The following is a 23,131-nucleotide window of genomic DNA, read 5'->3' on the forward strand; positions in this document are numbered from 1 at the left end:
AATTAAGAGAGGGTTGTAACGAGGAAATGATACAAGTAACAAATGCCCACTGTCGGAGAATTTCCGGTTGGTGGGCGTTTTTTTTACTCTTCTTTGTCTGGAGTGTATTCAATAATTTGCGATGGCGTTAGTCCGAGGTTTTTGCATAAGGCATTTAAAGTAGGAAAATCAATGCGTGTGCTAGCGTTTGCTACCAATGATTTTACCGTATTTCTATTCAAACCTGTCTTTTCAATAACGTATTTTTGGTCCCAACCTTCTGCTTTCATTATCTTGTCTAGGGATATACGAATCATAGGATAAACTCCTCCAAAAAAATACTTGTTAACTAGTTGACATGTATACAAGATAGCGATATGATTACATCACAAGAAGTTAACTAGTTGACTTGCTGATATCTTAACACATACTCAATGGTTATCCAATAGGAGGAAACGAAAAGTGAGGATGAAGGCAGGGACGTACCAACGACTGACACTGCGTACGCGGTTGCGGTTGCTTATGGCGCTCATAGCCGAACAGGAACGGGGGCGCCGCGTATGACACCGATCACGCTGCGATTTTACGACGACGAGGCGGACGAATACGGAACGGCTCCGGGATGGCTTATCGATGACAAGCATTGCTTTTACGTAGCCAGCGAGGACTATTTGCCAAATCAAATACTCTATTGGTGCCGCGTTAAGAAGGCGGAAGATTATTACGAATCAGACTTGCGCGAGCGACCGATGTTTGAGGGACCGGAGATTACCGAACAGATGGTACAAGCCCTCGTCGATAAACTCGCCAGCATGAGCGGGCTCGATATGATGCGCGAGTACCTCAACTATTCGATATATGGTCATTACTTCAAATACCACGAGATGCTACCGGAACAGTTCCGGAGCCAAATCCAAGGAGGGTTTTAATATGAAAAACATAAAAATCTTAACTAGTTACGATGATGTCGATGGTTCTATCGTTGCGGATATCTTCGATGGGATACTAATCTCCGATCGGTACGCAATTACCTACGATAAAATGTCACTTGCCTTCGCAACGGTAACGCAGGTTTATGGGCACAATGGGGTTTACTCTACGGACGCGGAGCTATTCGAGATAGAGGTCGGAGATGATTTTGATATATCGTCTCTTTACCACTTCGGCCTAACGGAGTTTTTAATGTGCATTGCGGAACATAACGTAATCGTGAAAGACATGAACGCATAAATACAGCTTGCCGATGAAGTTGTCGGCGATAGGCGGGCCGATAACGGAGGGGTCTCATTTCGCGCCAACGGAATGGGATCGATAATGAACGAAAGCGCCGGCGCCAAACGGTCGCTTTATTTTTTTTTGTCCGGAAAGTGTGCGAAACAATTTGGTGTACGAATTAATACATAGAGGGTGCGCGAAATAGGCGATCGCGTACGACAAAAGTAATGAGCGGGAAAATTTCCTGCGCCAAAAGTGTGCAGAAGCGATTGAGCTACGAATGAACAAGTAGAGGAGCAAACGGCGCGAACCGATCGGGCCGGATAAAACGAAAAGGGAGAGGTAAATATGACGACATTCGGTCAATTTGCATTAAAAACCGAAACTACGGCAAGGCACAATCCGAATTGCTGTGAAAGTTGTAATGGCGTAACCACAATTGCAATAACTGACGCGTTTGAACCAGAAAACAGTGCGCTTTTTTGGAAGTTCAAGTTTACAATGAGCGATGGCCGCGAGTTAACAGTCGGCGACTACAATGGAAAAGGAGGTTGGGTACGAGGTATCCAGATTGAAATAGTAGGCGATCAGGATGCGGCAGACATAATTGAGCTGCTAAGGGGCGCTGCTGGCCGGATTCAAGATCAGTATTATCAGAACAACAGGCGATGCGATGCTTACGAGCAAGAATAAAAATCACACCGTCGGCTGACGTGCTCACGGCGTTGGCCTACGGTATGGGTTCGATTATAACGCGATAAGAACGGAGGACGAACGAATGCAAGCACGCGATTCACGTTATCAGCGACTGATGGAACCGGGGCGGACGGCAGCCGCGCAAAAACATCGGGTGCTATCGGACGGAGGCGGCGGATTCACACCGATCCCTCACGCTATCTACCGCGAGATAATGCCGGAACTCGTTGCGAAGTATGACGGTGCGACCGCCCGAGACGCGCTGACGATCTATATGTACCTCCAGGCGCACGCTCACGGGAAAGAGACAAACGACTTCTACATGTGGGCGTACCCGACCGTTGAGCAGATCCGGAGAGATACCGGGATTCACGGCGACCGAATCAGACCGCTCGTTTCTATCATGGAATCGGAGGGGCTCGTAATGACCGAAAAAGTGGCGTGGATGGGGAACGTCAAGAAGCTGTATCTACCGCTTTTCTATCCGAAAAGATACGATTCCTATTTACGGGATGGCACGGATTCCTGAGTCTGGGAACCAACGGAATCCCGCGCATAGGAAAGTAATAATAACGAATTAACAAGAACGAAAGAACAAGAACGATAAAAAGATATCGCATCAATCAGTCACTACGTTCCCTCTATCGCGAGGTCAGTCATATATGAACTAACACATATCTTATCGCGCAAAGACAAGACCAATTAAAAACGAAAGAGCCGCGCCCCATAAACGGGAATCGCTCAGAATGGAGGTCGTCGTTTGCAAAAACAGGCAATTCAACACGCAGGACTCACCGCCATCGCCCGCCGTGGCTTCCCGAATCACAAGCGCGAGCATTACCGCAAACACGCGGAAACATCGCTCGCCTCTCGTAACAAATTGACTCGCGAAATTATCGACGAGCTCATTTCCGAAGGGTGGGCGCAATTGGATCATACGAAAGTCGAGGACAAGCCGTTACTCGCGGTCGGCACGTCTGCCCATACGTTAATCAACGGTCGCCCATCGGTGCCGGCGCTACTCGATCATTTGGCGGACTACATACTTGCGGAGGATCATACGCGCGGCCTCAAGCGGACGAGAGTACCGGATGAGTTCGCGGTGGAGGATCGTCCGTACATCGGGTCAGGTGCGGCGGACTTCGTATTGCTCCGTTATTACGGTCGTCTCCGGATTGGGCCGCGCAACCGTCACCGGATCAAGCGCTGCGAAGTCTGCGAATGGTTTTTTCTAGACCGGAGTCGGAACAACTGCGCGAAGATATGCGGCGACGAGTGTCTCGCGTATAAGGACAAGATTCGGCAGCGGGTGGGGCGGACGGGCGACGAGCGGTTAAAGAAGGACCAGGAGCGACATACGTTAGAGTATCCGTTTTACAGTCCGGTAGAGATGCGCGAGATTCCGTATTACTCAGAGACACCGACAAAAGACTCGAGGATGGGACGAAATGAGACGCGAGACAGCGGGTGTTACGCAAAAGACAACGCAGATGATATGGACAAGCGGTTTCGGAACGGGAGACGCGCTCCGAAGTGGGTTCCGGAATCGGAGTACGAGGGTAAACGCTATAATCCGAAAGGTAATGCGAGATGGAGAGACGCGGAGGAACCGGGCGACGTCGTGACGTACAACATGCGGGAGGTATCGGCAGAATGGATGCGGGCGCGAGAGTGGCAGAACTATCGAAATCATCGGCACAGTCTGACAGTCGGGACAACCGTGCTATAAGGTGGGAAGGGCTACAAAGGGTTCTTTAATTTGCCCTTGTAGTTGAGTATTCAGTAGGAAGTTGACTAAAAGGGAGTGAGTGAAGTGGTCAAAGTTGATAGTGAGCTGGTGATTCGGTTACGTGCAGTAGAAGGGCTAACCCAGGACGAGTTCGGTAGACGGATCAAGGTAACAGGCGGAATGATCAGTGAGATTGAGCGTGGAATGAAACAAGTTAGCAGGAAGTTAGCTATCCGGATCGTTGCGGAATTCGGTCTGACTCCTGAAAGCGCGCAGAGACTTCGTGAATTACCCGCCTAATTATTTTTTGATCACATATTAGATTTTTGATCATAATTACCCAACTTAATTTTATGTCAAGTGAGGTGAAAAAGTCAAGTAATGAATAACGCCCTTTGGCGCTTGGACGCCGACCATCTCGCAGCCTACACGGAGGATATCGGAATCATGGCGCGAATCCGCCGTTACTATCCTGACGTTGAACCGATGGCGAGGTATTATCGCGCAGGCAAACGGATCGCGGTGCAGTATCGCGTACCAAATCGGAGGAAACGATCGATGCGGCGGATGCTCGGTGTTGACGTTGAGTGTGTACGCAATTAGGCAGTTTTGGCGGTTTTGAAGCACGGGGCTACGTTCCCCTTACCGGCTATCGAATGCATTAGAAATGTAGGCTTAAATAGGGCGAAATCACCGATTTGCGAACCAAATGCACACATAAAATCCCCCCGTCCGATTCCGACGGACGAGAGGAGAAAGTAACAGTAAAGGAGGCGATAAGATGAGCAAATTTACAGGTGTCTACTTAGTACCTCAATGTGTAGGACACTGTGAATACAATGAACTACGTGAGACCGTGCTTAAGTGGTTAGTCCAGCAACAATTGACCATTAATGAAGCCATGCAGGTAATCAAGGCTCTAGAGGTTGATTTCATGTCACAGAAATGCTCTGGAGTTTAGTGACTAGCGTCTTGGTTTGACCCCGACCTCGATCTTTTTATTTTCAGGATAAATAATTGCCCTGTAATTAGGGCTAACACTTTCTATCATCGGGTTGTTCTCTTTCGTTAATTTAATATAGCCGATGACTACGTCGTTTTGGATAGCAGTTACAGCATCATCGTTTGCAAACAACACGACATCTGCAATACCTTCAATAGTCCAGTCTTTTAATGTTAACAAATCAATCACTCCCTACTTAGTTTAGGAGTTCTTCTACAAGAAATTACAAAATCCTCCAAGAAAGGAATTGCCGTCATGACCACTGACTCATTTCAGAGCGCATTACTAGCGGAAGCACAGCGCCTCCAAACGCTTGTTAACGATGACGAACGTTTACGCACGGAGTTCCCGCGCGAGTCCCGCTTTATAGCGAGTACATTCCAGGACCGCGAAGATGAATTCCGTAAGCTATGGCAAAGCAGGGAGACGGCCGGAAGAGAGCGGCTGCTATTACGCTCGCTACCTTTCTATCGCGCAGGATTTACGCATATCAACGACAATCCTACGTGGTGCAGTCCGGTACAAGAACGCGGGGTCAATCGAGGTCAAACGCGCAGAAATACGCCAGGCGGTCCGGAAACTCTCCAGGCTTATTCGTGATGGACTCCGGGATAAGTCAGACGAGGTTGAGGGTATGGGAGCAATTGAAGCGTTGCGTTGATATAGCGCCAAAACTGGAGACGGTCGAGGCGCTTTCAATAAACCAATCAAACGGAGGAATAACAATGATCAAACAATGGGAACTAATGGAGCAGTTTAAGAAGCAAGATGAAAAGTTCAAAGAATTGCGAGATCGTTACTGGGAGAAAGAGCGCGATGCAAAGGAGCACGTACAAACTCTTAGATCGCAGTATGACGCATGTGTGCATCGCGAATTGAAAGAAGGGAAGGATTGTACAGCAGAAAAGGGTAAGCTACGCACACAAATCGTAGATGCCGAAAAAGCTGCGGAATTAGCGGTGCAGGAGCGAGTGCAGGTGTATCAATTTATTTCTGATGAGAAGGCACAGGCAGATCGTATTACAATTGCGCATCTAGCGGAAGACTACCGGCTAAACCAGATTCCCGCGATACGTGCCGCAGAGGTTGACCCAATTATCGCGAGGTTGAAGGATGCGCGCGCCGCTTATTTCAACGCTGTCTTGGACCTGCACGAAGTGAGGGATCGCTATCAACCTTTCTACTCTCAATTTAACGAGATGGTTTATAACTATTACAAAAACGGCCAACACGGAGCGCATCCTCATATTCCACACGTATTCGAGGACAGACTTGCTCCGTTTATTCACGAAAATGAACTTGTCGCTGCGCAGAGTCATCGTCGCTTACCCACAGACGTTGCACGCGTGGTATCCGAGGACCAACAGTAATTAAAAATTAAGGGGGAAACGCATTTATGAAAGAACACATTCAAAAAGTATATGACATTATACAAGGGTCTACAGGTACTTATCGCGTATTTCAGCAACAACTTCGCGACGAAATCCAAAAGATCGAACGCGATCCGAAGTTTTCAGAGCATGGAAGGGAATACCTTATCAAGGAGTTAAAGAAAGATAAAGAGCAGGAACTAATCGACCTGGCAAAGATGATGAAAAAAGGGATTCGGGAGGAACTGGCTAGTGCAAAAATGAAGGCCGAAAAGATCATTAATGCTCCTATGAAAAAGCCAAATGACGCAACAATCGAGCGTTTCCGAAAGCAATTAGGCGAATTGAAAACTACGATTGCACTTACACCAAATCCCGCTAGAGCAAAACAAGCATTAATGGAATTTACTGGCGGTATAGAAGACCCATACCTCGCGGAAATGGTTCGTGAAGATTTCGGAAATTTAATTGTTCCGATTGTTTCCGGCATGGGTGGTCAAGAACGAGGACGCTCCCAACTGGAATTGCAGGAGGTATTCCGCAAGCTGAAAGACGATTACAAGTCCGAAGAATATAGAGAAGCGGAGGAGATATTGCAATCGGCAGAAGCGTTAGAGAAAAGCGATGTGTTCAATAGTCTGGTTGTCCAGGTGGTCCAGACTGATTTAGGAAGCCTAGCAGCCCTCTCCATTAATGACCCCGATAACTACGACGAGAAAAAGGCTTATCAAGAGTCTTTAGAAAAAGCAAAACAGGCATAGCTATATCGACGCAGAGCGCTGCCCTAACGGGTGGCGCTTTTATTTCTTATACAGGAGGAGATTAGATGGCGTTTGAGACAAACGAAGAAATCGCAGCAAAGACGGAGGAGCTCCGGCAACGAGTCGCAGCCAGCCGAATCGCTAAAGGTCAGCCGCCCGAGCCACCGGAGAAATTCGTACCGATTCCGCTCGGCGTCATTCTAGCGGAACAGTTGGCACCGTTTTACAAGATCGCGGTCCAGTATGCGGCAGTTATCGCGTCGGGGTCGTTAGTTCACGTTGACACTTCGAAATTGGAGAAATACCGCGAGACGGCGAAGCTGGCGCGTATGTGCATCGGACGTCACTCCGGTCTTATTGCGAGCAGCGTAGAGTGGTGTCTGCGAGAGATGGACGAGATTAACGCAGCCATTAACGAAGGCAAAGAGAGTGAGATTGACAAAACCTCCAAGATGCGCAGGTTTAGTTTCTTCTTGGAATACCTAAACGAGTCACCATGGGCTGATACCTACGATTATAAAAGCACCGAGCCTCACCATATTCGAGAAGCCAAGATAAAAGCGGAAGTCGAGCGCTTGAAGAACGATCCGGACGCGTATCAAGCGGAACAGGATGCCGCCTGGCGTCATTACAGCGAGATTGAGCACTTAATTTAAGGAGTGATAAGCATGGGAAAAAGAAGATCAGATATTGGCCGAAGTTTGACTGACCAACAAAGACGAGCGGCGCAAGACCTTGTTGCGAATGAATTCTGTGAGCTATCAAGTGGAAAGAAACTAACCAAGGATGAGCTTGCGGAGAGGATCGGTATTTCCAGGTCTACGCTGTACGAATGGCTCAAGATTCCGGAGTTCAATGAGTACCACCGTATGATCTCGCGCGATAAGCTGCACGCTCACGGGAGCGAGGTGGACGCCGCTCTTATAAAACTGATCCGCATGCCGGAGCCGCGTATAAAAGCGATCGAGCTATGGTACAAGTTGCAGAGGGAACTCGCGGATGTCCACGTAATCGAGCATGAAAACGAATCGAAATTACCACGTAAGTCTGACGCAGAGATCGCGGCGGATATCCACAAACTGGCCGAGATGGTGAACGGGGAGGAATAATCGTGGACTTTTATGCAATGGCTGTAACAGCAAGCGCGGCAACCACGAAACTCGCCGCAGTGATTGAAGGAACACGCGGATTTTTTCCGTCCGATTACGTCCAGTTCCGTCAGATAGTGGCGGAGCTCAAGCGCGATAGGGTCGAGGAGACTGCACAATTCGCACGCCACATGGACGAGGTGTACCGATGCGTAGCGCGATTGGACGAGTTGAGACGAAAGTGGCCGGAGAACTCGCGACCGATCCGAAGGGAAGTAGCGAAAATTGCGGTGTTGCTTGGCGCGATTGACCTAGCCCGCGACCATCTTATCGCTAAAATCGGTCAGAGGGCGGGTGAATAGCGATGGCATACGATTTAACCGCCCGCCTCATCCTCAAAGACGAAATGAGCTCAAAGCTGACGCGTATCCTCGCAAATATGACGCGTACGAACGATATGTTCCGACGTGCTGCGAACTCGACGGATATGTACCAACGCGCAACGAGTAATGCGAGTCGGGCAACGCGCCAATTGGCAGAGGACAGCAATCGGATGGCACGGTCTTTCCACTCAATGCCGGGCTCTATAGGTAAGGTAACGGGACTGCTCGGGGGGGTGGCTGCGGGAACAGCGGCGGTCGGAGTCGCGTTTAGCTCACTGGATAAGGCGATGGATTACGAAGCGCAATTGTCGTCTATTAAAGCGCTCACGGGTGCAAGCAACGAAGAAATGAAGCGCATGAGTGATCTCGCGATGGAGATGGGCTCAAGTACAAAATACTCGTCACTCCAAGCCGCGCAGGGAATCGAGGAGCTGCTCAAAGCCGGGTTAACTCCCGCGGCTGTTCAAGCAGGGGGACTCCAACACGCGCTGAACCTTGCGACTGCTGGCGGGCTTGAGTTGGCAGATGCCGCGGAGATCATGTCCACCGCGCTTAACGCCTATAAGCGTGATACACTGACCGCGGAACAAGCCTCGAACATCTTGGCGGGAACCGCAAACGCATCCGCGACGAGTGTCCAGGAGCTCCGCTATTCTCTCTCGGCGGTATCGGCAGTTGCAGCGGGTGTCGGTATGACGTTCAAGGATACGAATACAGCGCTCGGACTCTTTGCAAACTCGGGAATTAAGGGAAGCGATAGTGGGACCTCACTGAAAACGATGCTTTCGAATTTACAGCCGACGACGAAAGACCAAATCGAGTTATTCAAACGACTCGGCATCCTTACGAAAAACAACAGCAACTTGTTTTACGACTCGCGCGGCAAGTTGAAATCGCTCGACCAGATCGCGGGTATCTTGCAAAAATCGCTTGGCAAAATGACCGATCAACAACGTATGCTCGCACTCGAAACAATGTTCGGATCAGACGCCATCCGCGCCGCTACCGTCCTCTATAACGAAGGAGCCGAAGGTGTCCGGAAATTCCAAACGGAAATGTCGAAAGTATCCGCATTAGACGTTGCCAAACAGAAGATGGACAACGCGAAAGGTGCCATCGAACAGTTGAGCGGAGCAATCGAAACCATTCAGATATCCGCGTTACAACCGCTGCTCCCAACAATTAAGGACCTGACACTCATGTTCGCGGATATGGCGACGCAATATGGACCGCAGATTACGGCTACTTTCGATGAGATCGGAAAGAGTATCCGCGAGTTTATGGACCCGTACGTCAACAATCCGCAGAAATGGGAAGTTACGGGACAAGCCGAAATGAAGTTCAAGCAAGCGGAAATAATGGACAGGGCAGGCGGACCACCTCCGTTTTGGAAGCACCTTATCGGCGGCTTTGAGGAATGGTATAGCTCATCCGGTAAACAAATGATCGAGTCAGGTGCGTCACGGATTGCCAAAGACTTCGGCTTGTTCCTTGAGGAAAAAGCGCCAGATATCGCAAAAGCTGGCCTCATAATCGGCGCTAGGATTGCGACGAGCATCTCCAAGGGCATACAAAGCGAGATGGAAACCAGTGTCATCGGTAATGCGATAATGTCGTCACCAATAATGCGCGCTAACCAAGCAGGAACTTGGGCGTTCGACACGTTTATGCCGAGCTTTACTGATAAACCAGACGGTTCACATTATAATGGAATTTCGTATATCCCACGCGACGGCTACATTGCACGTATGCACGAAGGTGAGCGCGTACTGACAAAGCAGGAAAATCGCGAGTATTCCGCCGGAGGTTCCGGCGGAAGCGTCAATGTCTCCGGTAATACATTCGTGGTAAATGCGGCTGGTGGCGATTTGAACGATCCGAAGGTGATCGATAGGCTTGCGTTATCTCTTGCGCGTCAGGTGATACGGACTAGATAGAATAACGTACGATAGAATAACGATTGCCCACCGTCGAGAGATCGATAGTGGGCATTTTTTGGTTTAAAGAAGCTGCGCGGAATGTTAGGCGGGATAAGAGCGGCGATTCTGGTCTATACTGATATGGTATAAGAGAAACACGGAGAACGTGGTATAACTTTTATGTTGAATACAACATCACACCACTTTATAATTGGATTAAGGTTAGCAGTTAGCAAATCTTGTTTAACGTTCAACACAAGAAAAAAAATCCGCAGATGCCTAAACATCAACGGATTTTTATAAAGCGTGACAGTGGGATTTCTCACGGCGCGAGTATTTCTCACGATAATCCACCTGCGGCGGCCAAACCATTAGGTGGATTATTTGCGTTTATTTTTGTCATTTTCACACAACGCTCCGTATATTACTACGATCCAATATGTTACTTCAAGAATGGACTCGATCTCCATATGGCTATCACCTCCCCTTATAGGAGAGTCGCCGCGAGAATCCCATCTGTTTCCTCTCTAGTTTACCTATCTTTATCTGTAAAACTCAATAGATTACCTATATAATGTGCGAAATAATTTTCGACAATACTAGATGTTGTGTTTTAAGCTTGTTTCCCTCCTTTGATATAAGTCTATCACACTCCACTGTAGCCACTTGGCTACTTTTTATGGGCCATCTGGCTACTTTTTATTCTGCTCACAGACATCCCCTCATGTTGCGCCTTAAATGCATTGAGCAACTATAACTTGCGCCCACTTATCGGAGTTACATCCAGTCGGTGGGCGCTTCTTTTTTGTCCTAAACCAGCGGAGTACAGTAAGAGGACTAACGTTAAAGGAGCGTGCTCGCCCATGACCTACCGCGATTATGCTCCGCGCAGGATTACGATTGAGAAGGTGTTGCGAGCGGTTAGGAAGTGGAATCCTAGCGTCAAGTACGGGGATTTGTTTCCTCCGATTTAAGTTGCGCTAGCTTGTCCGTTTGGGTATTATAGTAGCAGCGCTATCCACCGTTATATAGGTGCGCGATTAACAATCCCGAAAGCAATCCTCAATCATCCAAAAACGTGACAAAACGTTGCTCTGACGTGGTTTTGGCCTACCGATAGCCTATCGTAAGCCTAACGGAGGCTTCTCCATCGAGAATCCAAATGCAGTCGCTTCTTGTGGGTGTGGATCTTCGTTCAAAACAGCGTTGGCTGAAGGAAAAGCGGAGAAATGTGACGACTAAGGACAAATAAGACAGAACCCCTTCGACTTGTGTGAATGATTGCGCACGAGTTGAAGGGGTATTTTGTTGTTCGGAATGAAAAAAATTTACAAAATAAGGACTAGAATTTATAGTTAGGAATAATTGGAAGTGAAATAAATAGATGAGAGGCAGGATTATGATGATGAAATTCAAACGGCTTACTGCTTGCGTATTTTCGGCCATCCTTTTGTGTACAGCCATTCCAGCTTCGATTGATGCGGCACCACAGGTGAAGTCAAAAGGATATGTGGCCGGCAATCTGACGATGTTTCCACAGCTCGATGTGAATGTGGGCGAGAAAGTCACGATAACAGCAACGATTGCGAAACATGGGAAGATAAAAGGAGATGCGGAATTTCACTTCACTGGTCCCGATGAGGATCTCGTGATGGAGGATGTGAAGGTCACAGAAGGAAAAGAGACGTACGAGGTAACGGGAACCTTTACTCCCTCGGAAAAAGGAAAATATGAAATTAAACTCACACTAACCATGAAGGGTGAGGACAAGCAAGAGACAACGGGTGCTGCGTCTGGCATCATTCGGGTAGGAGATGAATGGAAATACTTCTTTGTCGCAGATGCAGACAGCAAGCTGAAAGGTACGATCTACAAGGATAAATTGGTCAATGAGAGTCCGATGAAAGTGACTCAAGCCAAGCAGGTGACCGGTAAAATCTATCGTGGAAATCAAGAGATTTATTACTTGCAGGTCAACGATCCAGCAGCGGAAAAAGGGCTGCAACAAAGCTCTCTTTACAAGGTAAAGCAAGGTAGCAGCACGCCAGAAGCTGTGAAATTTGCGGGAGACAAGATTACGTCCTTTGTCATGGATGGAAGTGATATGTACTTTACGGCTTATACTGACGACAACCGAGCGATGCTGTATAAAGCGAAAACCAATTCGGACAAAAAAGAGGAAGTTCTTGAAAATGTAGACTATGCAACGGTTTCAAATGTCTGGTATTACTTCCATGACACCCGTGATCAAGGACTCTATAAAATGAAGCTGGATGGGACCGAAAAAACGAAGCTTACTAAAGATGACACGAGAATAGATGTTGAGAAGGGCGGCAGCTTTGAGGTTTATACAGACGGGATTGCCTATGTGGATAGCAGCTCTCGGCACGTGCTGATTTCCAAAGAGGGTAAGCATTTGCAAGATGGCGAGCAAATCAAGGGCAAGATCGTTGATGTCGTAGGTGACAACATGTTCTATCTGGACAGCGACAAAGCTTTGTATCGGACACAGCTCGCTTCAGATAAAACAGAGAAGATCATGGACTTGAAGAGCGATGCGATTGTAGAGATAAACGTACCCGCACAATACATTCTCTATGCCAAAGCAAACAATGAGCTTTACAAGGTTCAGTGGAAATAACACAAGGAATCCATACTTCGGTATGGATTTTTTTTGCGGCAACCTGTCACAAAATGACGCCTTTGTTTGTTATACGTGCGAATCGGAGGTGAGAGGGCTTGGATCATAACGAAATGGAGCAAGTGCTAAAGGAGGTCAGAGCCGGGGATATCGACCAATTTGGTTTGATCATCGATGCGATGCAAAAGCCGTTGTTCGTGTATTGCTATCACATGCTGGGACACCGACAGGAAGCGGAGGATGCTGTCCAGGAGGTTTTCTTGAAAGCATTCGAGCAGTTGGACAGCTATCGACACAACGTTTCTTTCTCGGCATGGATGTATAAGATCGCGTATCATCATTGCCTGAACTTGTTAAACAGGGCGAAGCTGAATCGCGTAGTCACTTTTTTGCGTGCGGGGGTTCAGACGGTCAGTCGCCATGAGGGTGAAAAGAAGATAGAAGATACCGAGTACTTGAACAACCCTCTTCATGTAGCGGTATCAAAGCTATCCGTAAAGGAGCGGAATCTCCTGATCTTGCGTGTGGTGGAAGAACGCAGCTACGACGAGCTGGCCATGTTGTTTGATAGAAAGCCAGCTACGCTGCGAAAACAGTATGAGCGTGCATTGAAAAAATGTAAATCTTACATGCTCGTGAGTGAAGGCGGTGATAGACATGACTCGATCTCAGCAACCTGATGATTGGAAACAGCAGTTACTAGCAGCCGCCAATGATTTCGATGTCAAGGATCAAGTCCTTCAAAAAATCAAGGAACGAACAAATATATCGGAGGGAAAACAGATGAAAAAAAGATTGGGATTACTTGTTGCGGCTATTCTTGTGTTTGGAGGAACATCCGCTTATGCAGCCATGAAGGCATACGAATTGAAGAATGAAAAAGGGGAAGCGGTAGTGAAAGTGCAGCAGACTGCTGCTCCACAGGAAAAAAGCAGCGCTGAAACGATGAAAACCTTTGAAGACGCGCGAAACTCGCTTAAGCCAGGAGAAGGGGCAGCTATTTATATACCTGGACCGGACAATCCGAAAAAACGTGTTTCCTTCACATATATTCCTGTTGAACATTTAACCACACCACCGTTGCAGAAAGAAGTGGGCAGCTTTTATGAGGTACCAGCAGAGATAGAGGGTGGCTACAAATTTTTAAAAGGACATGTCGAGTATCCGTTTGATTATAGCCAACCAGAATTATTCGCAGAAATGCACAAGGAGGCGGAGAAGGACAAGAAACAAATCGTCATGCGAAAAGTATCTCCTAAGCCGACAATAAATAGAGTCTTTACGTTGTACAAAGGGAGTGAAGGAGCAGGGACGGACGGTGACGTGTACATCGCCATCACGAACTTTGAAGGTTTGAAATGGATCGAAGAAGCAGCAGGAGAGGATGCAATTGTAGAAAAAGTGAAAGTCCAAAAATATGAGGGAATGTATGTAGCCCAGAAGCTATTGGATGGAACAGAACAAAAACTTGTAAAGGTTTATCAAGAGGACAAAAACAGACTCATTGAAGTGGGTACCAAGAATCCAGCATTGACGAAAAAAGAATTGCTGTTGATTGTCGAGAATTTAAAGTAAAAACAGTTCAGGTTAAAACTGTAACATTTAACCAATTCTGCACGTACTTACAAGAGCAGCTCTTTTATGGAGTCTGCTCTTACGTTCTTTTTTCGGGCAAAAAGTCAATGTAAGGAGTGAAGAGATTGGCTGATGCTGCGCAAGAACAAAAAGGCTTACAGTGGCTTTTGCTAGGGGCATTTGGGATCGGCATACTGTTTGACTGGATGTTTTACGGGAAAGGCTTGGGTATCTCTTATCTGTTGTTCGTAATCGGCTTGTACGGCCTTTTTATTTGGCAGGCTAGGCAACGCATTCATTTACCCTTTTCTCGAAAGCAAGTATTCGACTGGATATGGACGCTTCCGATTTTTCTACTGGCGCTAACCTTTTTTCTATTTTCCAATTCTCATTTTCATCTGTTCAACCTGGTACTGATTCCATTTTTATTCGTGATCCAAACGATCCTGATCACCAAGCGTCATCAAGCGAAATGGTACGAAGCAGGTTTTTTCATGGAGATAGTGGAGACATTGATTCTTTACACTCCGAAGTATACGCGCTTGCCATTTAGGCTGATAAGGGAACGGATCAAGGACAGGTTGGACCAGGAGAAGTATGGCGTAATGAAGAAGGTTTTCATCGGAATCGGCATCTCGCTGCCTCTTCTGGTGATTCTACTCTCCTTGCTCTCGAATGCGGATAGTGTGTTTGGACATTTTCTGGGTCAAATCCCGCGAAGGGTGATTGATGTCGATTCACTTGAAGCAATCTTTCGAATGATGCTAATCGGGCTCATTACGATCCTTGTATTTGCTTACATGTATTCTCTTTTCGGGAAACGAGAGGAAGCAGTAGAACCGCCTGTGCCTGAAGATGACAAAAAGATCGTCTGGGACGGAGTTATCCTTGTAACGATTCTGGCGATCATCAATATCGTGTACACAGCGTTTACATATATTCAGATATCGTATTTGTTCAGCGGGGCAAAGCGAGTTTTACCAGATGAATTGACGTACGCCGAGTATGCTAGAAATGGCTTCAATGAGCTGGTGACGGTCACCGTTATTAATTTCTTGATTCTCCTATGCTCAATGTATTTCGCTTCCCGGGCAAAACCAATGCTCTATCGGATCATACAGGTTCTGCTGAGTATGCTGACGATTTGTACGGGCTTCATGCTCGTGTCCGCCTATTTTCGCCTTTCGCTGTATGAGGATGCTTACGGGTACACGCATACGCGGCTGTTAGCTCACGTTTTCATGATATTTTTGTTTGTGCTGTTTATCATTGCTCTTTTGAAAATTTGGCGAGATGGTTTCTCTTTGATCAAGTATTACGCGATTTTGACACTCGTGAGCTACGTCATTCTGAATTACATCAATATGGACGTCATCATTGCCAAAAACAATGTACAGCGCTATCATGCGACTGGAAACATCGACATCGAGTATTTGAGCGAGCTGTCTTATGACGCCATACCAGTGGTTATGGAGCTTGTGCAGGACAAAAAGATAGAAGAGAAGTTTATGGAGATGCTGCAAGAGCGAAAAGAGATTTTGTATGAGGACAATAGCTGGCAGTCCTTTAATCTCTCGGAGTATCGGGCAAAAGCTTATCTTCCATGAAAATAGGGAGGACGGAGACGAGGTGATCTATCGTCTCCGTTTTGTTTGGAACCAAAAGAGATAAAGAAAGATTCCCGCAGAGGTGATGACCACGGTGCCTGTAAAGACATAATCGTTCCATACTAGATTGGCGGAACTGATAGGCATGGCACCAGGACCTAACGCCAGCAAGTCTTCTCTGGCATCTGACTTCATGACAGTACGTGTACAGATATTGGTTTCCAGCTCATTTAGCTCCCAATAAGAGGCATAGACAAGGTATTCTTGACCTGGTTGAAAAGGAATGCCGCATGCACCTCCAAGACCGCTGGTGACGATCTGAACTTGTGTCTGATCCACTCCTTTCCACGTAGACTGCACCTCGAAAATAACGTCAAAGCCCCCTCGCTCTGGTTTATCCCAAAAGGGAAGCCAACGAAGCCAGTCTGTTCGCTCATTTACCTGGAGCACCTTGCCTGTAAACACAGCAGCAGACCGATCCTTTGCTGTTAAAGGGTCAGGAGGTCTGGCACAACTACAGGCCGACGCAGGAATAGGCTGGATGAGAAAGGTGAAAAGAAGCACGAACGAGAAAACGGTAAGAATACCTTGAATGTTCCTGAACATCATCACTGATCCACTCCTCTAAACCATAAGACGGAGGAAAGAGAGGATTGTTCCGAAAATGATGTTCAACAATCTTTCCCCAATTCGTCACTGTTCGTTCACATGATCCCAGATTTTGGATTGGTTTCATCGAGTAAGATGGAAGTGTAGAAAAAGAAGAAAGAAGGGGTCAAAAGTGAACAAGAAGTGGGGTCTATTGATTTCTTCAGTTGCATTGTCTGCAATGTTGATGACAGCATGCGGCGGAGACAAGGAAGCTGCTAGCACGGCTCCTGCAGCAACTACTGGCACACAAGTGAATATCGAAGCTAGTAACTGGAAATTCAATCAAGAAACCTATGAAGTAAAAGCTGGCGAAGAGTTCACGATCAACTTCAAGTCGACAGAAGGCTTTCACGGTATTGGTATCCAAGGGCTGGATGTAGATCTCCAAAAAGATGGCAGCAAAACGATGAAAATCGATACAGCTGGCGAGTATACCATCTTTTGCAACGTGATCTGTGGACCAGATCATGCCAAAATGGTAGCAAAATTAGTCGTGAAATAATTCGATTCTCTTATTGGCATAAAACAACAAACAAGCACTTTGGCCTGCATATCGGGTCAAGGTGTTTTTTCATTTCACAGGTGGGGACATACTACATGGGCAGCTACTCATCGAGTAAGGGAGGAAACCACATGTCCAAGCACAACAACAAAGACAAGCGCCCAACGGAAGCATCCGCCGGCTCACGCAGCACTCCTCCGAAAACGGGAGAGAACACCGGGCATAATTTGCGGAAAGAAGATCGATCGTAACATACAGGAGTAGATTCACGTAGGAAAAGCTCTCCCCATGACGGAGGGCTTTTTGCTTGTTATATACATGTTTTCGTGATTTTTGCACATGGTAAGGAGGAAAAGTTTTCAAGTCGGTGATGCGTCCCAAAAAGGAGATGAGTGACACTGGATAAGAAACACTACTACGTGACCTTGCAAGCAGGAACGACCGTGGCAGAAATTCGCGATGAAAAAGGCTCCGCCACGTACGATTTTGAGATCGAAGCGACCGACGTACAAGTGGAAATGATGCGAGATTTGTTCAATAACTGTGTCCATGGGGATTTCATGATGTGGATGCATGGGCATACGCTATGGTCTGACATGCCGGATCGGGACAACGACGAATACGATGACAACCTGCGAGCCATCTACCAGCTTATTTATCAGTATGGCACCGAAAAAACAAAAAGTGATCTCGAGCAAATGGGCCTTGTAAAACTATTGGGGCTGGATAGAGAAGAGTTGCGCCCTTTTTAACGGGTCAATCATAGAAGTTTTCTAAGAAGAAGGAGTGAACAGCATGAAGATGTGGAAGCAAGGAATGATGACAACAGCGCTGGTAATGGGGCTTGTTATGCCAGGTGTCGCGTTGGCACACGATGTATCTGCAACAGTTGCCCAGTCGAGCAAGCCGACTCACAGCCATGATGAGCATGGAGAGAAGCACATGAAGGTGCGACACAGCTCAAACAGAGGCGTTCATCAAAAAATGTACATGCTCTTGCTAGCGGAAAAATACGCACCGGATAGTGTGGGGAAATGGCAGGCAGCGTTTAAAGAACGCGATCGGTTAATGAGCGAGTTCGAGGCGCTGAGTGACGACCCGAAGTGGCAGGCGAAGCGTGAAGAACGCAAGCAACTGATCAACAAGCTGAATGAACAAGTGAAAAAGGGCGAAATCACCAACGAACAGATGGAAAAGCAGTTTAAGGAATGGAAAGACAAAAACATGGGGCCAAAAGAAGAGCGTGACGTCCGAAAAGCTCGGATTGAGCAAATGAAGAAAACACACGAAGCTTTTGACTCTGCGATTGAATCTGGTGATACAGCCAAGATTAAGGAATCACTCCAGCAAATGTTGGAACAAATGCAAGCAAACAATTCTCGCATGGCGGAAAAGCTGGCCATGAAGAAAAAATAACGTTTCGAACTAAAAAAGGACGTGACCGACTTACTGGTACGCGTCCTTTTCCATATTTGTTACAAGCACAGCAGGGGTCCATTCATCCAGAAAGACCATCTGTTCGGTTTGGCAGGAGGGACACCAGCCTGTATGGATGCATTGGTGGTGCGTACGATCCATGTAACCATTATCCATCTTGGAATCGTCTATCTCCCGGTAAGGACTGTAGTCGCCATAAAAGTCATACAGACGGCCTGCATCTTGCAGAGCTTGACCGCACGTTGAACACGCTTGTTGGAGGGCAGTAAAGCCATTGCAAACTGGGCAGAGATGATTCAAAGCGTATCGCCTCCTCGCTCCTCCTACTTTGCACGCGAACAAAAGCGGTTATGCAAAGGAATAAAAAATCCCTGTCGCAGCCATAGGAGGCAACAACAGGGACGAAACATTTTTATGATTTGAAGTTGTCCATGCTGGAAGAATGGCCAGGCTGCAATTTGGCATCCGGATTAAAGTAGGAAACCGCATTGTTTACAGCGGTAGGGGCCTCACCAAATCCAACTGCGATCAGCTTCACCTTACCAGGGTAGGTTGCGATATCGCCTGCTGCGAAAATGCCTGGGATGTTTGATTCCATGCGGGTATCGACCACGATGGAGCCTTTTTCGAGCTCCAGCCCCCAGTTCTTGATCGGACCGAGAGAGGAGATGAAGCCGAAGTTGACAATGACTGCATCGACTTCCAGATCGATTTCTTCTTTTGTCGTGCAATTGGCCAGCGTGAGTTTTTCGATGCGCTCCTCGCCGTGCAAAGCTGAAATTTCGTAAGGTGTCGTGACATTTACTTTGGAGGACATGAGCATTTCTACGCTGTGTTCATGTGCGCGGAACTTGTCTCTGCGGTGGATGAGGTGTACTTCTTTTGCGATAGGTTCTAGCATGAGGGACCAGTCCAGTGCGGAATCACCGCCGCCAATAACAGCTACACGCTGTCCCTTGAAGGAGTTCAGATCGGTAACAAAATAGTGCAGATTGGATTTTTCATATTTGACGGCATCTGGGTGTTCCAGCCTGCGAGGTTCGAACGCTCCTACCCCAGCAGTGATGATGACGGATTTGGAGTAGTGAGAGCCTTTGTCCGTTGTGATTTCAAACACATCGTCTACTTTTTTTACGACATTTTCCACTTTCTCTTCCAGGCAAATGGTTTGCTGAAAGCGTGAAATCTGATCCTTCAGATTATTGATCAAATCTTGTGCTAAAACCTTTGGAAATCCGGCTACATCATATATGTACTTCTCCGGATAAAGAGCGGATAACTGCCCGCCTAGCTGGGGCATGCTCTCAATGATTTTTACACTGGCCTGTCTCATCCCGCCGTAAAAAGCGGTAAATAACCCGGCAGGGCCGCCTCCAATGATCGTAATGTCGTAGATTTGCTCGTCCTTTTGCAGAAAATTCAATCCAAAGCACCTCCGAATTAATCGTAAGCGAACTCCTCAACCATTATAACCCATACAAGTGGAAAAACAGGAGAGAAAATTCGAAAGATGATAGGCAAAAAAACCTTGCAAATCCAATCGGTTGCCGATAAGATGAGGATGACTGTAAAGAATTTGTCACATTTTTCTATGTCTGACTTTGTGCATTTTTTCACAGAGTGGTTCGGATGGCATGACAGGGCAATAATTCCGATACTACACGGGTCATGAATTGGGGCATCTTAATTTGTACCAGACCACGTGAAAAATCGCACAATCTTCCTTAAGTTACCATGGACAATGACATCATACATGATTGGAAGGGATACTGATGGGTACACCCAAAATCCTGATTCTTGGCGCTGGGTACGGTGGTTTGCTCACAACGTTGCAGCTTCAGAAAAAGCTCAACTACAATGAGGCAGAAATCACCTTGGTCAACAAGCACAACTATCACTACATCACGACATGGCTGCATGAGCCGGCTGCAGGTACAGCACCGGCCGATCATGCTCGCGTCAGTCTAGATGGCATTTTGAACAAGGACAAAGTCAACTTTGTCAAAGGAACGGTGCAAGCCATTCAGCCAGAGGAGCAGACCGTCACGCTCGAAAGTGGCGAGGTGCTGTCGTATGACTATCTCGTCATCGGATTGGGCAGCGAGCCAGAAACGTTCGGAATTGAGGGACTCAAGGAGCATGCGTTTAGCATTCGCAGTATCAATGCGGTCCGTAATATTCGCGAGCATATTGAATACATGTTCTCCAAATTTAAAAATGAGCCGGATCGTACGGACTACCTGACGTTTGTCGTAGGTGGAGCTGGCTTTACAGGCATTGAGTTTTGTGGAGAGCTCGGCGATCGTCTGCCAGAGCTGTGCCGAGAATTTGATGTCGATCCAGAACTGGTGAAAGTCTACTGCATTGAGGCAGCACCAACTGCATTGCCTGGCTTTGACCCAGAGCTGATCCAATACGCAATAGATGTATTGGAGAGAAAAGGCATCGAGTTCAAAATTGGAACACCCATCAAGCAGTGCACCCCAGATGGCGTACTGTTGAATACCGGAGAAGAAATCAAATCGAAGACCGTTATCTGGGCAGCAGGAGTCCGCGGCAACAGCATCGTGGAAAAAGCAGGCTTCGAAGTCATGCGCGGTCGCGTCAAGGTAGACGAATACTTGCGTGCGCCTGGTTATGAAAATGTTTTTGTCGTAGGGGATTGTGCCTTGATTTTCAACGAAGAAGGTCGCCCTTACCCGCCAACTGCGCAAATTGCGGTACAGGAAGGCGAGACGCTGGGTGAGAATCTCGCTGCCTTGGTTCGTGGCGATCTTCCGCAAAAATTCATCCCGCATCTGCAAGGGACATTGGCCTCTCTTGGAAAAGGCGAGGGTATTGGGCAAGTTGGTTCGAAAAAGCTGTTCGGCAGCACAGCAGCCATGATGAAAAAAGCGAGCGACCTGCGCTACTTGTACAAAATTGGTGGCGTCGGTCTCGCGCTGAAGAAAGTAAAGCTGTAAAACGATGCGTCACGCGAGCATTCAAGTCCGGGGGCTCATGGTCCGCGAAGAGATGGATCGGTACAACGCTATGATGGAAGTGGGCCTTTATCTGGAGGAGCAGGGGCGACACGATTTGGCATGGCATGTACAGCGTGAAGTAGATATTCTCATCCTGCCTGCCATCGAGCGGCTCAAGGAAAAGGGCCGCGAGAGGGATCGGGAAAATCTGCGATACATGATCGATAATGGGCTCCTTGATGACGAGGATGATTGATAGGTACCCCCGGCGAAGAAGAGCCGGGGGTTTCGTTTAGCTAGGATGTGAAAGGAGCGAGCTGGATGCGTGAAGGGAAGGTTTGGCTAGGCGCCTGCGGGATCGTCATTCGTGGGCAAGAAGCATTGGTTGTCAAAAAAACGTACAGCGGACTAAAAGGACAATGGTCATTTCCCGCGGGGTTCGTGCAGGAAGGTGAGACAGTAGATGAAGCAGCAGTGCGTGAGGTAATGGAAGAAACGGGTGTCGAGGCAGTCGTACGACAAGTAGCGGGAATCCGTTCAGGCGTTATTCGGGAGTCCATTAGCGACAATATGGTCGTGTTTTGGATGGATTACATAGGGGGAGAACCGCGCCCGCAGGAAGGTGAGATCGCGGAGGCGAGATTTATGCCGATACAAGAGCTGCTTCATGATCCGTTGTCTTCGACTTATTTGAAAATCATATTGCCGGACTATATCAAACGGGAGCAGGGAATGACAGGTCAATCCTTTGCTATCGATCCCATTTTTCAATACACTTCCTATAAAATTTTTAAGTAATTCTGCGAATAAGCTAGATAAACCGTAATGTTTCCGCTTACATTGCGGTTTTTTTATGGTTTTTTCGCAATGAACTGCATTGTGAACCAAGGGGAGATTCTGATATAGTTAGATACATCAAAATAATCTGAATATACATGCAATTAATTTTCACGCATGTATGCCGAAAGGGGAGCTCAACATGAGACAAAAACAAGAACAGTGCCCGTACTGCCATGGCCAAGGGTATTTCCAACTGCTCCTGGGGGGCTCGGAGAATTGCCCTAACTGTGACGGAGCTGGCACACAGGAAGCTCAGAAGGAAGCTGTTTCTTCTCATCAATAATGATTACGGAACCTCTATAGAAAACCGTCGAAGCGAATGCATCGGCGGTTTTTTCTGACAGGCGTGCAACACATACGCTAGGCTTCTCTTATTGACCGACCCCTCGCCTTTTTGCTACACTTAATACCGAAAATAGCCCGTCTTTCCTGTATTTGCTTAAAATAGTGGCAAAAGGTGGAGAAGGTGGCAGGAGGTCTTTTTCGTCGATGAACTTGATGCAATTTATGGTATCCATTGTTCTGTTCTCCGTGCTTGGGTTTGGCATTGGGTTTATTTTAAACATGATTTTGAAAACGACATGGTTTCCTGTTGTGATCGGTGTTGGTATAGTCGTAGGGGCACTTGTGTATCAACAAATCGTTCCGGGAATTTGGGATGCGCTCATTCTGGGCTGCGGCATGGCAGGTACAGTGGCGAGTGGCATGACCATTCAAACGCTTCGCAAAAAAGGATATCGGATGTTTTAACAATAAGATCAAGCAGGCCTTT

The 23,131-nt window shown here is 47.3% G+C and carries 31 protein-coding genes and 1 pseudogene; 27 read left to right on the forward strand and 5 right to left on the reverse strand.

Translation table 11 applies throughout. From position 1 onward, the window contains the following. Positions 1–83: 83 nt before the first annotated feature. The gene (locus C7R91_RS16735; protein ID WP_047072963.1) at positions 84–296 is read right to left on the reverse strand and encodes a helix-turn-helix domain-containing protein; all 213 of its coding nucleotides are present in this window, start codon (positions 294–296) and stop codon (positions 84–86) included. Between the two features lie 243 nt (positions 297–539). Here C7R91_RS16735 and C7R91_RS16740 point away from each other — a divergent pair, with 243 nt between their 5' ends. From C7R91_RS16740 to C7R91_RS16770, 7 genes are all read left to right on the forward strand, one after another. Further along, positions 540–908 (forward strand): hypothetical protein, encoded by a 369-nt coding sequence (locus tag C7R91_RS16740; protein WP_047072961.1) that lies wholly within the window; start codon positions 540–542, stop codon positions 906–908. A gap of 1 nt (position 909) precedes the next feature. Further along, a complete protein-coding gene (locus C7R91_RS16745) occupies positions 910–1,209 on the forward strand; it encodes a hypothetical protein (protein ID WP_047072960.1) in 300 nt (99 codons plus the stop codon). 333 nt (positions 1,210–1,542) lie between these two features. After that, complete coding sequence (locus C7R91_RS16750) at positions 1,543–1,887, forward strand: hypothetical protein (RefSeq protein ID WP_047072959.1); 345 nt, start codon at positions 1,543–1,545, stop codon at positions 1,885–1,887. An 85-nt stretch (positions 1,888–1,972) separates the two neighbouring features. Further along, a complete protein-coding gene (locus C7R91_RS16755) occupies positions 1,973–2,419 on the forward strand; it encodes a hypothetical protein (protein WP_236697955.1) in 447 nt (148 codons plus the stop codon). Positions 2,420–2,650: 231 nt separating this feature from the next. Beyond that, complete coding sequence (locus C7R91_RS16760) at positions 2,651–3,619, forward strand: hypothetical protein (RefSeq protein WP_047072956.1); 969 nt, start codon at positions 2,651–2,653, stop codon at positions 3,617–3,619. An 84-nt stretch (positions 3,620–3,703) separates the two neighbouring features. Beyond that, on the forward strand, positions 3,704–3,919 hold the full coding sequence (locus C7R91_RS16765; protein ID WP_047072954.1) for a helix-turn-helix transcriptional regulator: 216 nt from the start codon (positions 3,704–3,706) through the stop codon (positions 3,917–3,919). 81 nt (positions 3,920–4,000) lie between these two features. Further along, complete coding sequence (locus C7R91_RS16770) at positions 4,001–4,222, forward strand: hypothetical protein (protein WP_047072952.1); 222 nt, start codon at positions 4,001–4,003, stop codon at positions 4,220–4,222. A 361-nt stretch (positions 4,223–4,583) separates the two neighbouring features. On the opposite strand, the gene C7R91_RS16780 is transcribed toward C7R91_RS16770, so the two are convergent. Further along, positions 4,584–4,802 (reverse strand): hypothetical protein, encoded by a 219-nt coding sequence (locus tag C7R91_RS16780; protein ID WP_047072949.1) that lies wholly within the window; start codon positions 4,800–4,802, stop codon positions 4,584–4,586. Positions 4,803–4,877: 75 nt separating this feature from the next. Here C7R91_RS16780 and C7R91_RS29150 point away from each other — a divergent pair, with 75 nt between their 5' ends. The 12 genes and pseudogenes from C7R91_RS29150 to C7R91_RS16835 all read left to right on the forward strand — a co-directional run bounded on the left by C7R91_RS29150 (position 4,878) and on the right by C7R91_RS16835 (position 15,966). Continuing rightward, on the forward strand, positions 4,878–5,222 hold the full coding sequence (locus C7R91_RS29150; RefSeq protein ID WP_141336873.1) for a hypothetical protein: 345 nt from the start codon (positions 4,878–4,880) through the stop codon (positions 5,220–5,222). 125 nt (positions 5,223–5,347) lie between these two features. Then, positions 5,348–5,992, forward strand: coding sequence for a hypothetical protein (locus C7R91_RS16785; protein ID WP_141336872.1), 645 nt, complete (start codon positions 5,348–5,350; stop codon positions 5,990–5,992). A 26-nt stretch (positions 5,993–6,018) separates the two neighbouring features. Continuing rightward, positions 6,019–6,753, forward strand: coding sequence for a hypothetical protein (locus C7R91_RS16790; RefSeq protein WP_047072947.1), 735 nt, complete (start codon positions 6,019–6,021; stop codon positions 6,751–6,753). A 65-nt stretch (positions 6,754–6,818) separates the two neighbouring features. Next, on the forward strand, positions 6,819–7,409 hold the full coding sequence (locus tag C7R91_RS16795) for a hypothetical protein (RefSeq protein WP_047072946.1): 591 nt from the start codon (positions 6,819–6,821) through the stop codon (positions 7,407–7,409). Between the two features lie 12 nt (positions 7,410–7,421). Beyond that, positions 7,422–7,862: a phBC6A51 family helix-turn-helix protein gene (locus tag C7R91_RS16800; RefSeq protein WP_047072945.1), complete on the forward strand. Its 441-nt coding sequence runs from the start codon at positions 7,422–7,424 to the stop codon at positions 7,860–7,862. Positions 7,863–7,864: 2 nt separating this feature from the next. Next, positions 7,865–8,203: a hypothetical protein gene (locus tag C7R91_RS16805; protein WP_047072944.1), complete on the forward strand. Its 339-nt coding sequence runs from the start codon at positions 7,865–7,867 to the stop codon at positions 8,201–8,203. A 2-nt stretch (positions 8,204–8,205) separates the two neighbouring features. Continuing rightward, the gene (locus C7R91_RS16810; RefSeq protein ID WP_052773433.1) at positions 8,206–10,161 is read left to right on the forward strand and encodes a phage tail tape measure protein; all 1,956 of its coding nucleotides are present in this window, start codon (positions 8,206–8,208) and stop codon (positions 10,159–10,161) included. A 1,119-nt stretch (positions 10,162–11,280) separates the two neighbouring features. Further along, positions 11,281–11,385, forward strand: a pseudogene (locus tag C7R91_RS29720) (iron-sulfur cluster assembly accessory protein); the annotation flags it as partial. 157 nt (positions 11,386–11,542) lie between these two features. Further along, entirely contained in the window at positions 11,543–12,784 is a 1,242-nt protein-coding gene (locus C7R91_RS16820; RefSeq protein WP_047074897.1) for a DUF5050 domain-containing protein, read from the forward strand. 98 nt (positions 12,785–12,882) lie between these two features. Further along, positions 12,883–13,464, forward strand: a complete 582-nt coding sequence (locus C7R91_RS16825; RefSeq protein ID WP_047074899.1) for an RNA polymerase sigma factor — start codon at positions 12,883–12,885, stop codon at positions 13,462–13,464. Then, the gene (locus tag C7R91_RS16830; protein ID WP_047074901.1) at positions 13,442–14,359 is read left to right on the forward strand and encodes a hypothetical protein; all 918 of its coding nucleotides are present in this window, start codon (positions 13,442–13,444) and stop codon (positions 14,357–14,359) included. Before C7R91_RS16825 ends, C7R91_RS16830 begins: the two co-directional genes overlap by 23 nt. 116 nt (positions 14,360–14,475) lie before the next feature. After that, positions 14,476–15,966 (forward strand): DUF4153 domain-containing protein, encoded by a 1,491-nt coding sequence (locus tag C7R91_RS16835; protein WP_236697996.1) that lies wholly within the window; start codon positions 14,476–14,478, stop codon positions 15,964–15,966. A 27-nt stretch (positions 15,967–15,993) separates the two neighbouring features. Here the strand turns inward: C7R91_RS16835 and C7R91_RS16840 are convergent, their stop codons facing one another. Further along, positions 15,994–16,575 (reverse strand): hypothetical protein, encoded by a 582-nt coding sequence (locus C7R91_RS16840; RefSeq protein WP_236697997.1) that lies wholly within the window; start codon positions 16,573–16,575, stop codon positions 15,994–15,996. 172 nt (positions 16,576–16,747) lie between these two features. On the opposite strand from C7R91_RS16840, the gene C7R91_RS16845 reads away from it, so the two are divergent. The 3 genes from C7R91_RS16845 (at position 16,748) to C7R91_RS16855 (ending at position 18,535) form a co-directional block, all read left to right on the forward strand. Beyond that, entirely contained in the window at positions 16,748–17,119 is a 372-nt protein-coding gene (locus C7R91_RS16845; RefSeq protein WP_047074906.1) for a cupredoxin domain-containing protein, read from the forward strand. A gap of 392 nt (positions 17,120–17,511) precedes the next feature. Beyond that, complete coding sequence (locus C7R91_RS16850) at positions 17,512–17,871, forward strand: hypothetical protein (protein WP_047074907.1); 360 nt, start codon at positions 17,512–17,514, stop codon at positions 17,869–17,871. 43 nt (positions 17,872–17,914) lie between these two features. Beyond that, positions 17,915–18,535 (forward strand): hypothetical protein, encoded by a 621-nt coding sequence (locus C7R91_RS16855; RefSeq protein ID WP_047074908.1) that lies wholly within the window; start codon positions 17,915–17,917, stop codon positions 18,533–18,535. Between the two features lie 30 nt (positions 18,536–18,565). Here the strand turns inward: C7R91_RS16855 and C7R91_RS16860 are convergent, their stop codons facing one another. Then, positions 18,566–18,856, reverse strand: coding sequence for a hypothetical protein (locus C7R91_RS16860; protein WP_047074911.1), 291 nt, complete (start codon positions 18,854–18,856; stop codon positions 18,566–18,568). A 112-nt stretch (positions 18,857–18,968) separates the two neighbouring features. Continuing rightward, positions 18,969–19,979 (reverse strand): NAD(P)/FAD-dependent oxidoreductase, encoded by a 1,011-nt coding sequence (locus tag C7R91_RS16865; protein WP_047074913.1) that lies wholly within the window; start codon positions 19,977–19,979, stop codon positions 18,969–18,971. 349 nt (positions 19,980–20,328) lie between these two features. Between C7R91_RS16865 and C7R91_RS16870 the strand changes: the two genes are divergently transcribed. The 5 genes from C7R91_RS16870 (at position 20,329) to C7R91_RS16885 (ending at position 23,109) form a co-directional block, all read left to right on the forward strand. After that, complete coding sequence (locus C7R91_RS16870) at positions 20,329–21,519, forward strand: NAD(P)/FAD-dependent oxidoreductase (protein ID WP_047074914.1); 1,191 nt, start codon at positions 20,329–20,331, stop codon at positions 21,517–21,519. 4 nt (positions 21,520–21,523) lie between these two features. Beyond that, entirely contained in the window at positions 21,524–21,775 is a 252-nt protein-coding gene (locus C7R91_RS16875) for a hypothetical protein (RefSeq protein ID WP_007716742.1), read from the forward strand. A 65-nt stretch (positions 21,776–21,840) separates the two neighbouring features. Then, positions 21,841–22,317: an NUDIX domain-containing protein gene (locus C7R91_RS16880; RefSeq protein ID WP_047074917.1), complete on the forward strand. Its 477-nt coding sequence runs from the start codon at positions 21,841–21,843 to the stop codon at positions 22,315–22,317. A gap of 181 nt (positions 22,318–22,498) precedes the next feature. Continuing rightward, positions 22,499–22,642, forward strand: coding sequence for a YuiA family protein (locus C7R91_RS29400; RefSeq protein ID WP_173616474.1), 144 nt, complete (start codon positions 22,499–22,501; stop codon positions 22,640–22,642). A gap of 206 nt (positions 22,643–22,848) precedes the next feature. After that, positions 22,849–23,109 (forward strand): YuiB family protein, encoded by a 261-nt coding sequence (locus C7R91_RS16885; protein WP_047074919.1) that lies wholly within the window; start codon positions 22,849–22,851, stop codon positions 23,107–23,109. Positions 23,110–23,131: the final 22 nt, after the last annotated feature.

The organism is Brevibacillus formosus (assembly GCF_003013405.1).
GTDB classification, from domain to species: domain Bacteria; phylum Bacillota; class Bacilli; order Brevibacillales; family Brevibacillaceae; genus Brevibacillus; species Brevibacillus formosus.

What these genes read in the sequence shown, in the direction of transcription:
- C7R91_RS16735 (WP_047072963.1), bottom strand. Translation starts at nt 296, where the DNA reads ATGATTCGTATATCCCTAGACAAGATAATGAAAGCAGAAGGTTGGGAC.
- C7R91_RS16740 (WP_047072961.1), top strand. Translation starts at nt 540, where the DNA reads ATGACACCGATCACGCTGCGATTTTACGACGACGAGGCGGACGAATAC.
- C7R91_RS16745 (WP_047072960.1), top strand. Translation starts at nt 910, where the DNA reads ATGAAAAACATAAAAATCTTAACTAGTTACGATGATGTCGATGGTTCT.
- C7R91_RS16750 (WP_047072959.1), top strand. Translation starts at nt 1,543, where the DNA reads ATGACGACATTCGGTCAATTTGCATTAAAAACCGAAACTACGGCAAGG.
- C7R91_RS16755 (WP_236697955.1), top strand. Translation starts at nt 1,973, where the DNA reads ATGCAAGCACGCGATTCACGTTATCAGCGACTGATGGAACCGGGGCGG.
- C7R91_RS16770 (WP_047072952.1), top strand. Translation starts at nt 4,001, where the DNA reads ATGAATAACGCCCTTTGGCGCTTGGACGCCGACCATCTCGCAGCCTAC.
- C7R91_RS29150 (WP_141336873.1), top strand. Translation starts at nt 4,878, where the DNA reads ATGACCACTGACTCATTTCAGAGCGCATTACTAGCGGAAGCACAGCGC.
- C7R91_RS16785 (WP_141336872.1), top strand. Translation starts at nt 5,348, where the DNA reads ATGATCAAACAATGGGAACTAATGGAGCAGTTTAAGAAGCAAGATGAA.
- C7R91_RS16790 (WP_047072947.1), top strand. Translation starts at nt 6,019, where the DNA reads ATGAAAGAACACATTCAAAAAGTATATGACATTATACAAGGGTCTACA.
- C7R91_RS16795 (WP_047072946.1), top strand. Translation starts at nt 6,819, where the DNA reads ATGGCGTTTGAGACAAACGAAGAAATCGCAGCAAAGACGGAGGAGCTC.
- C7R91_RS16800 (WP_047072945.1), top strand. Translation starts at nt 7,422, where the DNA reads ATGGGAAAAAGAAGATCAGATATTGGCCGAAGTTTGACTGACCAACAA.
- C7R91_RS16810 (WP_052773433.1), top strand. Translation starts at nt 8,206, where the DNA reads ATGGCATACGATTTAACCGCCCGCCTCATCCTCAAAGACGAAATGAGC.
- C7R91_RS16820 (WP_047074897.1), top strand. Translation starts at nt 11,543, where the DNA reads ATGATGATGAAATTCAAACGGCTTACTGCTTGCGTATTTTCGGCCATC.
- C7R91_RS16830 (WP_047074901.1), top strand. Translation starts at nt 13,442, where the DNA reads ATGACTCGATCTCAGCAACCTGATGATTGGAAACAGCAGTTACTAGCA.
- C7R91_RS16840 (WP_236697997.1), bottom strand. Translation starts at nt 16,575, where the DNA reads ATGATGTTCAGGAACATTCAAGGTATTCTTACCGTTTTCTCGTTCGTG.
- C7R91_RS16855 (WP_047074908.1), top strand. Translation starts at nt 17,915, where the DNA reads ATGAAGATGTGGAAGCAAGGAATGATGACAACAGCGCTGGTAATGGGG.
- C7R91_RS16870 (WP_047074914.1), top strand. Translation starts at nt 20,329, where the DNA reads ATGGGTACACCCAAAATCCTGATTCTTGGCGCTGGGTACGGTGGTTTG.
- C7R91_RS16875 (WP_007716742.1), top strand. Translation starts at nt 21,524, where the DNA reads ATGCGTCACGCGAGCATTCAAGTCCGGGGGCTCATGGTCCGCGAAGAG.
- C7R91_RS16880 (WP_047074917.1), top strand. Translation starts at nt 21,841, where the DNA reads ATGCGTGAAGGGAAGGTTTGGCTAGGCGCCTGCGGGATCGTCATTCGT.
- C7R91_RS29400 (WP_173616474.1), top strand. Translation starts at nt 22,499, where the DNA reads ATGAGACAAAAACAAGAACAGTGCCCGTACTGCCATGGCCAAGGGTAT.
- C7R91_RS16885 (WP_047074919.1), top strand. Translation starts at nt 22,849, where the DNA reads ATGAACTTGATGCAATTTATGGTATCCATTGTTCTGTTCTCCGTGCTT.